Annotated in this window: 14 protein-coding genes and 1 tRNA gene; 2 read left to right on the top strand and 13 right to left on the bottom strand. The window is 70.1% G+C overall.

The genetic code is table 11. The features are described from left to right. Positions 1-785, top strand: a 785-nt coding sequence (locus VGV06_00750) for a dienelactone hydrolase family protein (protein HEV2053681.1), incomplete at its 5' end; no start/stop codon positions are given. Next, positions 782-1,255, top strand: a complete 474-nt coding sequence (locus tag VGV06_00745) for a pyridoxamine 5'-phosphate oxidase family protein (protein HEV2053680.1) — start codon at positions 782-784, stop codon at positions 1,253-1,255. The genes VGV06_00750 and VGV06_00745, both read left to right, overlap by 4 nt. A 4-nt stretch (positions 1,256-1,259) precedes the next feature. Here VGV06_00745 and VGV06_00740 read toward each other — a convergent pair whose 3' ends face one another. From VGV06_00740 to dnaX, 13 genes are all read right to left on the bottom strand, one after another. Next, entirely contained in the window at positions 1,260-2,081 is an 822-nt protein-coding gene (locus VGV06_00740) for an MBL fold metallo-hydrolase (protein HEV2053679.1), read from the bottom strand. A 33-nt stretch (positions 2,082-2,114) separates the two neighbouring features. Continuing rightward, complete coding sequence (locus VGV06_00735; GenBank protein HEV2053678.1) at positions 2,115-3,275, bottom strand: trypsin-like peptidase domain-containing protein; 1,161 nt, start codon at positions 3,273-3,275, stop codon at positions 2,115-2,117. 73 nt (positions 3,276-3,348) lie between these two features. Beyond that, positions 3,349-3,861 carry a molybdenum cofactor biosynthesis protein B gene (locus VGV06_00730; protein HEV2053677.1) on the bottom strand — a complete coding sequence of 171 codons (513 nt, stop codon included), beginning with the start codon at positions 3,859-3,861 and terminating at the stop codon, positions 3,349-3,351. Continuing rightward, complete coding sequence (locus VGV06_00725; GenBank protein HEV2053676.1) at positions 3,858-4,166, bottom strand: Rieske (2Fe-2S) protein; 309 nt, start codon at positions 4,164-4,166, stop codon at positions 3,858-3,860. Before VGV06_00725 ends, VGV06_00730 begins: the two co-directional genes overlap by 4 nt. A 7-nt stretch (positions 4,167-4,173) precedes the next feature. Next, on the bottom strand, positions 4,174-5,634 hold the full coding sequence (locus VGV06_00720; GenBank protein HEV2053675.1) for a heterodisulfide reductase-related iron-sulfur binding cluster: 1,461 nt from the start codon (positions 5,632-5,634) through the stop codon (positions 4,174-4,176). 3 nt (positions 5,635-5,637) lie between these two features. Beyond that, entirely contained in the window at positions 5,638-6,969 is a 1,332-nt protein-coding gene (locus tag VGV06_00715) for an FAD-binding oxidoreductase (GenBank protein ID HEV2053674.1), read from the bottom strand. Positions 6,970-6,988: 19 nt separating this feature from the next. Next, entirely contained in the window at positions 6,989-8,461 is a 1,473-nt protein-coding gene (locus VGV06_00710; protein ID HEV2053673.1) for an FAD-linked oxidase C-terminal domain-containing protein, read from the bottom strand. Positions 8,462-8,476: 15 nt separating this feature from the next. Next, positions 8,477-10,147 (bottom strand): thiamine pyrophosphate-binding protein, encoded by a 1,671-nt coding sequence (locus VGV06_00705; GenBank protein HEV2053672.1) that lies wholly within the window; start codon positions 10,145-10,147, stop codon positions 8,477-8,479. Continuing rightward, positions 10,093-10,500: a rhodanese-like domain-containing protein gene (locus VGV06_00700; protein ID HEV2053671.1), complete on the bottom strand. Its 408-nt coding sequence runs from the start codon at positions 10,498-10,500 to the stop codon at positions 10,093-10,095. Before VGV06_00700 ends, VGV06_00705 begins: the two co-directional genes overlap by 55 nt. 23 nt (positions 10,501-10,523) lie before the next feature. Further along, positions 10,524-10,598, bottom strand: a tRNA-Asn gene (locus VGV06_00695). A gap of 63 nt (positions 10,599-10,661) precedes the next feature. Continuing rightward, complete coding sequence (gene recR / locus VGV06_00690) at positions 10,662-11,264, bottom strand: recombination mediator RecR (protein ID HEV2053670.1); 603 nt, start codon at positions 11,262-11,264, stop codon at positions 10,662-10,664. 69 nt (positions 11,265-11,333) lie between these two features. Beyond that, positions 11,334-11,648 (bottom strand): YbaB/EbfC family nucleoid-associated protein, encoded by a 315-nt coding sequence (locus VGV06_00685; protein HEV2053669.1) that lies wholly within the window; start codon positions 11,646-11,648, stop codon positions 11,334-11,336. Next, entirely contained in the window at positions 11,645-13,330 is a 1,686-nt protein-coding gene (gene dnaX / locus VGV06_00680) for a DNA polymerase III subunit gamma/tau (GenBank protein HEV2053668.1), read from the bottom strand. The genes VGV06_00685 and dnaX overlap by 4 nt, the downstream gene beginning before the upstream one ends. Positions 13,331-13,538: the final 208 nt, after the last annotated feature.

The following is a 13,538-nucleotide window of genomic DNA, read 5'->3' as shown; positions in this document are numbered from 1 at the left end:
CGGCAGCCTGTGCGGCGATCCTCGTGGCCCTGTGGCTGGGGACGGCGCGGGCCGACTCGCACTCCATCGACGTGACCTTGCCCGCTCCCGCCACCCTCACCGCCGAGCTCTCCACGCCGCGCGGCGCGGGCCCCTTCCCTGCCGTCATCCTGCTCCACGGCTGCGGCGGGGTCGGCGCGAACGTCAAGGAATGGGCCGCGTGGCTCCAGCACGAGGCGTACGCCACATTCGTGCTCGACAGCTTCCGTGGGCGCGGGCTCAGGCGTCTCTGCGGCGGGAGCGCGGCGCTGACAGGGCGCATGCGGGCGCCGGACGTCTTCGCCGCGGCCGCATATCTCAAGACGCTGCCCCAGGTCGACGCGAAGCGCATCGCCGCGATCGGCTATTCGCACGGGGGCTGGACACTGCTCTGGGCCGCGGCGACCGAAGCCCGGTATCCGGACGCCGACATCCGTGCTTTCATCCTGTTCTATCCGCCGTGCACCGGCTGGAAGGCGCTGCCGGGGACGACGCCCGTCCTCATGCTGCTGGGAGGCAAGGACGACTGGACGCCCGCGGCGCCGTGCGAAGCGCTCGCGCATGCGGCATCGCGGGCGGGCAGGAGCGTCACGGCGGTCCTCTACCCGGATGCGTATCATCACTTCGACGGCGCCGAGGTCAGACGGCGGACGATCGTGCTGGACGCGCGCGGTGGTCTCGGCGCGACCCTCGAGTACAACCCGCGCGCTCACGAGGACGCGGAGAAGCAGGTGCGCGCCTTCCTCCGGAAGAACCTCAAACCATGAGCCGGAGCCTCGGCGCCGCCCTGCCCCCCGCGCTAGAGAAGCGGCTCTCCCAGAAGGACCTGCCGCGCCTTCTCGGCCGGGGAGTACCGCTCCTGACGGTGGACGACCGCGGCCGCCCGCACCCGATGTTCTGCTCCTATCTCGAGCTCCTGGCCGTCAACGCGACCACCATCCGCGTCGCCGTCGGCGCGCGAAGCAGCACGCGACGCAATCTCGAGGCGCGAGGCGCGGCGACGCTCCTCATCGTCGAGCCGGACGTCACGATGTACGTGAAGTGCCGCGCCGCCGGCGCCCCGCTGATGGCCGGCGAGCTGGCGCGCTTTGACCTGGTCGTGGAGGACGTGCTCGAAGACGCGGCCGCGGAGGGTGAAGAGGGCGCGCGCATCACCGGCGGGTTGACCTACGCGCCCGCGCCCGCGCTGGACAGCGACTGGGCGCGCGCTACGCTGGCGGCACTCCGGGCGGAGTGAGGGGTCAGACCTCCAGGAGATCTTCGCCGACGGTGACGGGGCCTGCGTAGTGGCGCTTGGCCGCCGCCTCGAGCTCGGCCGGCACCGAGGCCGGCATCATGTGGGTGATGACGAGCTTGCCGGGGTTCGCGGCCTTGGCCACGCGGCCGATGTCCTCGGGCTGGGTGTGGTAGGAGGCGAGGTCCTTGATCTTCTCCTCTAGGGTCGGCCAGCCGCAGCCGGGAACCCAGGAGGTCTTCGTCATCTCGCAGCATTCGTGGATCAAACAGTCCACGCCCAGGCTCCAGCGGATCAGGTTCTCCGACGGCCGCGTGTCGCCCGAGACCACGACGCTCCTGCCGCCGCCCTCGAAGCGGTAGCCGAAGGCGGGCTTGACGGGGTCGTGGTCGACGCTGAAGGCGCTCACCGTCACGCCGCCCGCCTCGAGGATCTTCCCCTCCTCGATCTCCGTCACGGCTACCCGTGGCCGCTCGCGCTTGATCATGTGGGCGCGCCGGATCTCGATGTCCCAGTCGAGGAAGTCGAGGAGCTTGTCCATCTGCCGTTTCGTCCCGGCCGGGCCCCAGACCTCGAAGGGCGCGTTCTGCCCCACGATCCAGCGCGTGATCAGCAAATGGCCGAGATCGATCATGTGGTCGGAGTGGTGATGCGTGATGAGCACGCGCGGCCAGTCGTACGGGCGCACGCCCGCCTGGACGAGCTGGATGCCCACTCCCGAGCCCGCATCCACGAGGAACTTCTCGTCGCCCAACGCGAGCAAGGTCGCCGGGCCGCGGCGCTTGGGGTTCGGAGGCGGCGAGCCCGTGCCGAGAAGGACGGCGCGCATGGCGCGGCTAACGCGAGGCTGCGCGGCGTGTGATCACTTCGGAGCGGGAGCCGGCGGCTTGGGCGCGGGCCCCTCGGGCCCATGCGGCACCACTGGCGCGCGGCGCGGCTGCGGGCGCGACGCGGCGGCCTGGTACGGGCCGATGGTCACCTCGAGCTCCTGCTCCTTGCCGGCGCGCATGACGTACAGCTTGACGGCGCGGCCGACCGGCGTGGTTGAGATGATGCGCTGGAGATCCCGCGGGCCTTCGATCTGCGCACCGTCCACGGCGAGGATCACGTCATCGGCCTTCACACCGCCCTTGTCGGCCGGCTGGCCCGCGACCACGTGGCGGATCAGCACGCCGCGCTGCTCCTTCAACTGGTACTTCGGCACGTCCTCGTCGCCGATCTCCGCGATGCCGACGCCGAGCCAGCCCCACTCGACCTTGCCCTTGGACGCCAGCTGGGGCAGGAGGCCCTTGACGATGTTGATCGGGATGGCAAAGCCGATGGTGCCGTTCCGCGCGGCCATGCTGTTGATGCCCACGACCTCGCCCGCCATGTTGACGAGCGGCCCGCCCGAGTTCCCAGGGTTGACGGCGGCGTCGGTCTGGATGAAGTCGAAACCCGGCGTGGCCACCTGGAGCGGCGCGCCCTTTCTGCTGACGATGCCTAAGGACACCGTCTGCTCGAGGCCGAAGGGGTGGCCGAGTGCCAAGACGAATTCGCCCACGCGGAGCCGGTTCGAGTCGCCGAGCGGCGCCACTGGCAGGCCGGTCGCCTCGATCTTGACCAGCGCCAGGTCCACGCGCTCGTCCTTGCCCACGAGCCGGCCTACGAAGCGGCGGCCGTCGGCCAGCTTTACCTGAATGATGTCGGCATCGGCCACGACGTGCTCGTTCGTGATGAGGTAACCGTCCTGGCGGATCAGGAAGCCGGAGCCCGAGCTGCGCCGCTCTTCGGGCGACCCCGGCGCCTCACCCTCGGTCTGGGGTTCGGCGGCGCGGCGCACGCGCACCTGGACCAGGGCGGGCTTAAGCCTCTCAGCGAGGCCGCTCATGTGATCGTTGAGGCGGGCGATCTCGGCAGGCACCTGAGCGCCGCCGCTGTCGCTCCAGAGCGGGCCCGAGGGCGCCGTCTGGGCCGCTCCGGGGCCGGTCAATACCGCGCAGACCAGAAGCGCCATCAGGATTCGCGTCGCGTGCCTTGCCATTGCCACTCCTCCGTGGGTCAAGTGTCGGTCGTACCGCGTCACGAGAGACTGCCCGCCAGTATACCGCGTGATGCTAGCGCCTGACCTCGCGGATCAGGTGCGGCAATTCCGGGATGATGAGCTTCTCCAGCGCGAGCCGGCAGGCGTTGGGCGAGCCCGGCAGGGAGAAGAGGACGCGCCCCTGGACCACGCCGCCCTGCGCGCGCGAGAGCATCGCCGCCGCGCCGATCTCCTGGAAGGAGAGCATGCGGAAGAGCTCGCCGAAGCCCGCGAGCCGCTTGTCGAGGAGCGCCTCGATCGCCTCGTACGTCGAGTCGCGGCTCGTGATCCCCGTGCCTCCCGTGAGGATGAAGGCCTCGACCGACGGCGCGGCGCAGCCCGAGCGGATGACCGCCGCCATCTGCTCCGGGTCGTCCTTGACGATGGCGTGGCCCGTGACGCGGTGGCCCGCGGCGCTCAGAAGCTCCCGGATCAGCGCCCCGCTCGTGTCGGTCTCGGACGTCTTGGAGTCCGAGATGGTCAGCACGAAGCAGCCGACCGAGGCCGGGGCGTGGCTCTTGTGCTCCTGCGGGACGGCGTCCTTCATGCGGGCTCCTCGAGAAAGATGACGCCATCCTCCACGCTCACCACGAAGCGCAGCACGGACTCGCCCGGGATCGTCATGCAGACGCCCGAGCGAAGATCGAACTCCCAGCCGTGGAGCGGGCAGGTGACGATGTCGCCCTCGACGCGGCCGTCGCAGAGATTGCCGCCCTTGTGGGCGCACTCGTTGCCGAGGGCGAAGATCTCGTCGCCGCGGCGGAAGAGCGCCACGTCCACGCCGTCCGCGACGACCAGCTCGACGCCGCCGTCGGGCAGGGCGGCGAGGTCGAGGACCTTGACACGGGCCATCGCCCCCTCACCCTACCCTCTCCCCCGATGGGGGAGAGGGATTTGGAATGGCTCCCCGCTCTGGGGAAGAGGGATGCGAAAGCTCCCCCGGTGGGGGAGAGGGGTTCGAAGGCTCCCTCTCCCCTCTGGGGAGAGGGTCGGGGTGAGGGGCGTTCCGGTAGGACTCGTCGAGGATCTCGACCAAGTGGAGCACCTTGACGTGCGCGCCCGCGGCGTCGAGCCCCTGGACGATCTGGATGATGCAGCCGGGATTGGCCGTGACCACGGCCTCCGCCCCCGTCGCGCGGATGTGCGCTACCTTGCGCTCCTGGAGCCTCCGCGCCATCTCGGGCTGGCTTAGGTTGTAGGTGCCCGCCGAGCCGCAGCACCAGTCCGCTTCCTTGAGCGGCACCACGGTGAGCCCGGGGATCTGGGCCAGCAGCGCGCGCGGAGGCTTCGAGATCTTCTGGCCGTGGACGATGTGACAGGGGTCGTGATACGTCACGGTCTTCTTCACGGTTCCCAGTGGCCCGCGCAGCGGCTCCTCAACGAGGAACTCGGAGAGATCGCGGACGCGCGAGGCGAAGTGCCGGGCCCGCTCGCGCCAGGCGGGATCATCGGCTAGAAGGGTCCCGTAGTCCTTCATGTGGGCTCCGCACCCCGACGTGTTGACGACGACGCAGTCGACCTTCGCGGCCTCGAAGACCTCGATGGCGCGCTTGGCGAGAGTCACGGCGAGGTCGTGCTCGCCCGCGTGCGCGTGAAGCGCGCCGCAGCAGGCCTGCTCCAACGGCGCGACGACCTCCGCGCCGTTCTTTGCCAGCACGCGCGCCGTCGCGCGGTTCTGCGAGCCGAAGGCGACCTGCTGGATGCAGCCGGTCAAGAGTCCCACGCGAGCGCGCTTCGTGCCCGCAGCAGGCGTGAGAGCGGGAAGCGGCGCTCGCTCGGCGGCCGGCGGGAGCACGGGCAGGAGCGGCTCCCACTCCCCGAGTGGTGACGGCAGGAGCTTGAGCAGGCCCAGCGCGCGCACGAGACGCTGAACCCCGCTGACCTGGTAGAAGCGCAGCCCCGCCGCGGCGAGGCCCAGGAGCCGCGGGTTCGGCAGCAGGACCGCGAAGTTCAGCCAGCGGAACAGGCGCCGCAGCGGCCCGCCCGGCCGCTGGCGCTCGATCTCGGCGCGCGCGGCCTCGATCAACTGGCCATAGGGCACGGCCGAGGGACAGACGGTCTCGCAGGCGCGGCAGCCGAGGCAGAGGTCGAGGTGCAAGACCGTCGGGTCGCTTAGGGCGAGCCGTCCCTCGGCGAGCGCCTTGACGAGGAAGATCCGGCCGCGCGGCGAGTCCATCTCGGTGCCGAGGATGGAGAAGGTCGGACAGTAGGCGAGGCAGAGGCCGCAATGGACGCAGCGGTTGACGCCCTCGACGTCGTGGCCGTGGAGCGTCAACGGCCCGGCCGGTGGTGACGCGAGCGTTATCCCCTCGTGAGCCATGACCTAGATGCCTCCGACGAAGCGGCCGGGATTCAAAAGACCTGCCGGGTCGAACTGGGACTTGATCCGCTGCATGATGCGGAGCGCCGGGCCCGGGTCGTCCCAGACCGGCACGCGCTCCTTGACGGCGAGCGGCGCCGACTCGACCAGCGCCTGGCCGCCCGCCGCGCGGACAAGCGCCCGCCATTCTGTCAACACGCCCGCGATCGCCGTCGCGTCGCCGGCTCTCGCGCCCGCCAGCACGGCCTCCACGACGCCTACTCCCGCGTGAGCCGCCAGCGCCGCGATGAGCCCCGCGCGCTGGGCGACGGCGGCCCCCTGCTCCATGACATCGGCGACCTGGGCGGGCAGGACGACCCATTTCATCACCGCCGCCGTCTCGGCAAAGGCGCCGCGTCCGAGCCCGCCGCGCGCGCGCCAGGCCGCATCGCGGGCGTCCCCGTCGAGCACGCGGGCGTCCGCCAATCCCTGCGGGCGCAGGAGGTGCTCGACCTCGGCGCACTGCCACGCGACCTGCTCGGGAATCCCGTCCACGCCGATCAGGAGCGCCGCGCCGTCTGGGCCGCCCAACGCCAGCGCGCGGAGCGTCTCGCCGTCCACAAGATCGAGGGCCGAGGGCAGGAGGTCCGAGCCCATGACAGCGCGAGCAGCCGCGCCCGCCTCCTTGAGCTGAGCGAAGCGCGCGACCACCAGCCGATCGGCGTCGGGGCGAGGCCGGAGCTTCACCGTCGCCTCGACCACCACGCCGAGCGTCCCGAACGCGCCGATGAAGAGCTTGGGCAGGTCGTAGCCGGCAACGTTCTTGACCACCTTGCCGCCGCCCTTGACGAGCGCGCCCGCTGCCGTGACCACGGTCACGCCGATGAGGAGATCGCGGCACGATCCGTACAAGTGACGACGCGGACCAGCCGCATTGCTCGAGAGAATGCCGCCGAGCGTCGCTTCGTCGGCGTGGGCAGGGTCAAGGGAGATCCACTGGCCGCGCCCGCCGAGCTCGCGCTGGAGCGCGCCCAGGGTTATCCCTGCCTCAACGGTCGCGGTCAGATCGCCCGGCTCGTGCTCGAGGAGGCGGTTGAGCCGCTTCAGCGCGAGCACGAGGCCCAAGCGCTGGGGCGGGTTGCCGATGCCCATCTTGGTCCCGCCGCCCCACGGCGTCACGGGCAGCTCCGCCTCGGCGGCGGCGAGGAGGACGGCCGCGACTTCGTCCTTGGACCCGGGGAGCGCGACGGCTTCAGGCGTGCGGCCGTCGACGACATACGGACCGCAGTCCACACCGGTGAGCACGTGTGCGGGGCCGACAATACCGCGAAGCGCGTCGAGGGGAGAGGCAGGCACTGGCGTCGTCCCTGCCCCGCTAGAAGCGCTGGGCGAGGCCCTTCTCTTCGATGGGATGCGGGCGGTAGGCGGGCCCGCTCTCGCCGCAGGCCTTGCGCGACGGGAAGATCTTGCCGGGGTTGCAGAGGTTGCGCGGGTTGAAGGCATCGCGGAGGCGCCCCATGTAGTCGAGATCGGCCTCGGAGAAGATGAGGGACATATAGTCCACCTTCTCGAGACCGATGCCATGCTCGCCCGAGATGGAGCCGCCCACGTCCGCGCAGACCTTCAGGATCTCGCCGCCCGCCGCCACCACGCGCGCCTCTTCGCCGGGAACGCGCGGGTCGTAGAGGATGTTCGGGTGGAGGTTGCCGTCGCCCGCGTGGAAGACGTTGCCCACGCGGAGCCCGTACGACGCCACGATCTCGTTGACGCGCCGGAGCACTTCGGGTAGCCGCGTGCGGGGAATGACACCGTCCATGACCATGTAGGCGGGCGAGATGTGGCCGTAGGCGCCGAACGCGCTCTTGCGCCCCTTCCAGAGCAGCTGGCGCTCGGCCTCGTCGCGCGCCGCGCGCACGTCGCGCGCGCCGCAGTCGCGGCACGCGGCCATCACGCGCTCGGCCTGCGCCTCCATCCCCTCGCGGAGCCCGTCGAGCTCGATCAAGAGCGCGGCGGCGGCGTCCCGCGGGTAGCCGCAGCCGAAGGCGTCCTCGACGGCCCCGATGGTCAGCTGGTCGATCATCTCCATCGCCGCGGGAATGAGTCCCCGCGCGATCACGGCGGAGACCGCCTTGGAGGCCTGCTCGATCGAGTCGAAGACGGCCAGCACGGTCTTGACCGCCTGCGGCTGCTTGAGGATGCGCACGACGATCTTGGTCGCGATGCCGAACGTGCCCTCGGAGCCGACGAAGAGCCCCGCCATGTCGTAGCCCTGCGCCTCGCGGGTCCTGCCGCCGAGCCACATGATCTCGCCGTCGGGCAGCACGACTTCGAGACCCAGCACGTGATTGACCGTCACGCCGTACTTGAGCGTGTGCGGGCCGCCCGAGTTGTTGGCGATGTTGCCGCCGACGGTGCAAGCCTGCTGGCTCGAGGGATCCGGCGCGAAGTAGAAGCCCTTGGGCCCGACGGCCCAGGAGAGGTGCAGGTTGACGAGCCCGGGCTCGACGACGGCGATCTGGTTGTCGTAGTCCACCTCGAGGACGCGGTTCATCCTCATCAGCGAGATCACGAGGCCGCCTTCGGCCGGGAGGCATCCGCCCGACAGCCCCGTCCCCGCGCCGCGGGCCACGAAGGGCAGGCTTTCCCGGTTGGCGAGCTTCACCACGGCGGCGACCTGCTCGGTTGACGTCGGGAAGACGACGAAGTCGGCGAGGGCCCGGAAGAGCACGAGCCCGTCGGACTCGTAGACGAGAAGCTCCTCCGGCTCGGACAGCACGGATCCCTTGCCCAGGAGGGCGCTTAGCTCGCGGCGAAGGGCCTGCTTGCGCGCGGCGTCCAAAACGACCATGCGCGGATTATACCCCTACACTTCCCAGGGGGGATCGACCGCGATCGGCACCTCGAGGAGCGTCGGGCCGGCATGGCTGAGCGCCCGGCCGAGCGCCTTCGGCAGATCGTCGAGGCTCTCCACCCGCAAGCCCTCGGCGCCGAAGGCTCGGGCCATGGCGGGGAAGTCGGGGTTGGCGAGATCCACCTCGCCATATTTCCCGAAAATGCCTTCCTGGAGGTACTTGATGGCGCCGTATCGCTCATCGTTGAGCACGAGGAAGACGATGCCGAGCCCGTACTTCACCGCTGTCGCCAGCTCGTTCACGGAAAACATGAAGCCGCCGTCGCCCAGCACCGCCAGCACCGGCCGGTCCGGATGCGCGACTTTCGCGCCGATGGCCGCGGGCACTCCGTAACCGAGAGTGGCCGAGCCGACGGGGTAGAGGAAGGTCCGGGGCTCGAGCACGGGGAAGTGCCACTCCATCCAGTAGTTGAGCCCGCATTGGTCGTTGACGACGATGCCCTCGGGCGGAAGCGCCTGACGGAGCATCGTCAGGAGGCGGTCCACCGTCTCGGTGTAGCGAGGCCAGCGGGTCTCCCGCTGGGAACGGATCCACGCCGCGTCCCAGTCTGTCGCGGCGGGGCCTTTGCCGAGCGCGGCCAGAAGCCCGCTCAGTCCGTTCCGCGCATCCCCGACGATCGCGATGTTCGCGCGGTGCATAAGGCCGATGACGGACGGATCGATGTCGAGGTGAATCAGCGTTTGCTCGGGCTTGAAGTCGAGCTTGAGCATGAGGCCCTTGGTAGACCGGTGGGCGAAGCGACAGCCGACGGCCAGGACGACGTCGGTCCTCTCCAGCGCGGCCTGTGTGGACCGGTAGTTGGGGAGGACACCAAGCCAGAGCGGGTCGGTCTCCGGGATGGCGCCGCGCCCCATCACCGACGTGACGACGGGAGCGCCGAGGCGGCGCGCCAGCGCGGCAAGCTCCGCGGAAGCCCCGGAGGAGATGACGCCGCCGCCGGCCACGATGAGCGGCCGCTTCGCCTCGCTCAGGCGCCGTGCTGCATCGTCAACGAGCCGCGGGTCGCACGCCGGCGGCCTGTCGCTGAACGCCTCGCGCCGGCCCTCGGTCTTCGCGACAAGCAGATCGGTCGGCAGCGAGAGCGCGATGGGCCGCTGCCGCCCCGTGCGGAAGAGATGGAAGGCGCGCTCGACGGCGGCCGGGATCTCCCGCGCGTCGTAGATCGTCTCGGCCCACGAGCAGACGGGCTTAAAGCAGTCGATCTGATTGGACACCTCGTGGAGCGCGCCCAGGCCCTTGCCGATCAGCGCCGCCGGAATATCGGACATGAGGACCAGGATGGGCTGGCCATCCGCAAACGATTCCACGAGGGGTGTCAGCACGTTGGTCGCGCCTGGGCCGGTGGTGACGACGACCACTCCGGGCCTGCCCGAGGACCGCGCGTAGCCGTCGGCCATGAAGCCCGCGCCCTGCTCGTGACGGGAGAGGATGTGGGCGATGTCGTGCTGGCGGATCAGCGCGTCGTAGATGGCGAGGTTGTGGACGCCGGGGAGACCAAAGACGTGGCGGACGCCCTGGGCGCGGAGAACTTCGACGACCCACTCGCCGCCGGTGCGCAGGGTTCCGCTCAGGCCGGCTTCTTGCTGGAGCGCTCCGCGACAGGGAACCCGGCCTTCTTCCACGCGGCGAAGCCGCCGTCCATCTCGTAGACGGGCTCGAGGCCCATCTGCTGCGCGGTGTCAGTGCCGAGCGCCGACCGCCAGGCGCCGTTGCAGTAGAAGATGAAGCTCTTGCCGGACCCGAAGATGTCCTTATGGTACGGGCTCTCCGGGTCGATCCAGAACTCCAGCATGCCGCGCGGGCAGTGAAACGCTCCGGGGATCATGCCCTCCCGTTCCAGCTCGCGGACGTCTCGTAGGTCTACGAAAACCGCATCGCCCTTGGCGTGTCGCGCGCGCGTCTCCTCGAGGCTCAGCGTCGTGATCCTGGACTTCGCCTCGTCGACCAGCTGCCGGAAGCCCTTCTTGAGCTTCATCGTGTCCGTCCTCGCAGAAAAAGTGGCTCCCCGAGCTGGACTCGAACCAGCAACCCCCCGGTTAACAGCCGGGTGCTCTACCATTGAGCTATCGGGGAACGCCGAGTGCAGAACCGCTACAAAGTCTTTTGTATCACACGCTTGCCTCGCCGCCAAGCGCCCTACCCGACTTCGCGGCGGCCCTCGAGCGCTTTGGACAACGTCACTTCGTCGGCGTACTCGAGATCGCCGCCGACCGGCAGCCCGCGCGCGATGCGCGTGATGCGCATGCCGAGGGGTTTCAAGAGCTTGGCCAGGTAGATGGCCGTGGCCTCGCCCTCGACGCTCGGGTTGGTCGCGAGGATGACCTCCTCCACGCCCGGCGTCTCGAGCCGGAACAGAAGCTCGCGCACCCGCAGGTCCTCGGGCCCGATGCCGTCGAGCGGAGACAGCGCGCCGAGAAGGACGTGGTAGCGCCCCCGGAACTCGCCTGTGCGCTCGAGGGCGAGAAGGTCGTTGGGCTCCTCGACGACACAGAAGATCCGCTGGTCGCGCCGCGGGTCGCTGCAAATGCGGCAGGGGTCTTCCTCGGTGACGTTGAAGCAGATGCGGCAGTGGACGATCAGCGCCTTGAGCTGGGTCAGCGACTCGGCGAGCGTCTGCACTTCGTCGGCCGGGCGCTTCAGGAGGAAGAAGGTCAGCCGCTGGGCGGTCTTGGGTCCGATGCCGGGCAGCCGCTGGAGCGCTTCGATGAGACGCGCCACCGGCTCCGGGTAATAGGCCATTGTTAGCGACTGGGGGGGAGCGACCGCCGCTCCTCCCCCCGACCCCCCCACCGATTTGATCTCAAAGCGCTACGTTCCCAAGCCGGGGATCTTGAGCCCGGCGGTCAGCTTGCTCATCTCGGCCTGGACCAACTCGCGCGACTGCCTGAGCGCCTCGTTGCAGGCCGCCAGCACGAGGTCCTCGAGCATCTGCGCGTCCTCGGGGTTGATGACCTCGCGATCGATCTTAATCGAGAGGATTTCCTGCTTGCCGTTCGCCTCAACCGTGACCATGCCGCCGCCGGCCGTCGCCTGGACCTTCTTCTTCGCGGCTTCCGCCTGCAGCGCCTCCATCTGCTGCTGCAGCTTCTGCGCTTCCTTCATGATGTTGCCAAAGCCTTTCACTGGGTCTCCTTCTCCTCGGGCGCGCGGGGCCTGACCGCCACGACCTCGCCCTGGAACATGGCAACGACCGCCTGGACGGCCGGGTGGTTGAGGGCGGCGCCGGCCCCCGCGGTCTCCGCCGCGATCTCGACGCGCCGGGCTCCGGGAATGTGCTGCTGAACGGCGTGCGTGATGATCTCCTTGTTGGCGCGGTCGTTCAGCATCTCGCGATGGAAGGGACTCGCGACGAGCCCGATGGTCAGCACGGGGCCCTCAAGCTTCAGCGGCACGCCGTGTTGAACGACCGAGCCCAGGAGCGCCTTCTTCTTCAGAATTTCTTCCACCGCGCGGGCCCATCCGTCTTCGAGATCCGCCGCGGGGAGATCCGCCGCGGGCACCGCCGGCGCTTCCGGCGGCGGCCCCGCGGTGCGCTCAATGGTCGCGCGCTCCGCGGACGCGCGCGCGCTCGCGCCTGCGAGCGGCGGCGGCACGGCGGCGCGCGGCGCCTGCGCATCGAGCAGGCCCGGCTGGGTCGCCACGGGCCGCGCGGCGGGCATGCCCCGGAGCCGGGTGACGGCCTCGTCCACTTTCGCGATCAGCGCCTCGATGGCCTGGGGCTGGGGCCGGCGCGCGGCGCGCACGGCGGCGATCTCGAGCTCGACCCGCGGATGCGGCGAGCGCCGCATCTCGGCGTCGGCCTCCATGAAGGCGCGCAGGAGATAGATCAGCTCGTCGGCGCTGACCGGTTCGGCGGTAGCCGCGAGCGCGGCGCGCTCGGCTGCCGTGAGATCGGCGAACGGCGCGTCGGGGGAGACCTTGATGACGAGGGCCCGGCGCGCCGCTTCCACCACCTCGCGGCAAAGCCAGGCGAGGTCTTCCCCGTCGCGCGCGGCACGGTCGATAGCCTCGAGCGCCCCGGCGCCGTCGCGCGTCAGGAGCGCGGCCAGGAAGCCGCGCACGTGGACGGGCGCGGAGGAGCCGAGAAGACGCGCCACGCTCGACTCGTCGAGCGTGCCTCCGCCGTAGGCGATGGCCGTGTCGAGGAGCGACAGCGCGTCCCGCAGACTGCCTTCGGCCGCGCGCACGAGAAGCGGCAGCGCGCCGAGCTCGAATCGGATGCCTTCCTTCGTCAGGATCTCCGTCAGCGTCGCCGTCAGCTGCTCAGGGGGGATGGGCCGGAAGTCGAAGCGCTGGCAGCGCGAGAGCACGGTCGCCGGGATCTTGCGCGGATCGGTGGTGGCCAGCACGAAGACCACGTGGGCCGGCGGCTCCTCCAGCGTCTTGAGGAAGGCGTTGAACGCCGGGCCGGAGAGCATGTGGACTTCGTCCACGATGTAGATCTTGAAGCGCCCGCGGGCCGGCGCATACTTGACGTTCTCTCGGAGCGTACGGATGTCGTCGACGCCAGTGTTGGACGCGGCGTCGATCTCCATCACATCCATGGGCGCGCCTGAGACGAAGTCTAGGCAGGAGGGACAGGCGCCGCAAGCCTCGGGCCCGGTGCGATTCGTGCACGACAGCGCCTTGGCCAGGAGCCGCGCCGTCGTGGTCTTGCCGACGCCGCGAGGGCCCGTGAAGAGGTACGCATGCGCCACGCGGCCCGACGCCAGCGCGTTCTGCAGCGTGCGCGTCACCGGATCCTGCCCCACAACGGCCGCAAACACCTGCGGCCGCCACTTCCGCGCCAAGACTTGATACGTCACAGCACCGCCGCCGCGCGCACGCGGGCGATCGAAGCGGTGGGGGGGCCCGGGGGAGGAGCGGCGCTCGCTCCCCCCCGGAACCAATTGACCAAGACCGTGCACCCGCCATCGAACCGCCCGTCCCGCGATCTCCAAGAGGAGCCGGCTCCGGTCAGGTACTCCCACGGCACACGAGTGAAACGCCTTACCGTTGCTCCCTTCCGGGTCT

The sequence above is a fragment of the Candidatus Methylomirabilota bacterium genome (genome assembly GCA_035936835.1).
Lineage (GTDB): Bacteria > Methylomirabilota > Methylomirabilia > Rokubacteriales > CSP1-6 > AR37.
This window is presented reverse-complemented; position numbering and strand designations above follow the sequence as displayed.

Coding starts and splice junctions, on each gene's coding strand:
- VGV06_00710 (HEV2053673.1), bottom strand. CDS start 8,461: ATGGTCGTTTTGGACGCCGCGCGCAAGCAGGCCCTTCGCCGCGAGCTA.
- VGV06_00720 (HEV2053675.1), bottom strand. CDS start 5,634: ATGGCTCACGAGGGGATAACGCTCGCGTCACCACCGGCCGGGCCGTTG.
- VGV06_00700 (HEV2053671.1), bottom strand. CDS start 10,500: ATGAAGCTCAAGAAGGGCTTCCGGCAGCTGGTCGACGAGGCGAAGTCC.
- VGV06_00745 (HEV2053680.1), top strand. CDS start 782: ATGAGCCGGAGCCTCGGCGCCGCCCTGCCCCCCGCGCTAGAGAAGCGG.
- recR (HEV2053670.1), bottom strand. CDS start 11,264: ATGGCCTATTACCCGGAGCCGGTGGCGCGTCTCATCGAAGCGCTCCAG.
- VGV06_00735 (HEV2053678.1), bottom strand. CDS start 3,275: ATGGCAAGGCACGCGACGCGAATCCTGATGGCGCTTCTGGTCTGCGCG.
- VGV06_00730 (HEV2053677.1), bottom strand. CDS start 3,861: ATGAAGGACGCCGTCCCGCAGGAGCACAAGAGCCACGCCCCGGCCTCG.
- VGV06_00725 (HEV2053676.1), bottom strand. CDS start 4,166: ATGGCCCGTGTCAAGGTCCTCGACCTCGCCGCCCTGCCCGACGGCGGC.
- VGV06_00740 (HEV2053679.1), bottom strand. CDS start 2,081: ATGCGCGCCGTCCTTCTCGGCACGGGCTCGCCGCCTCCGAACCCCAAG.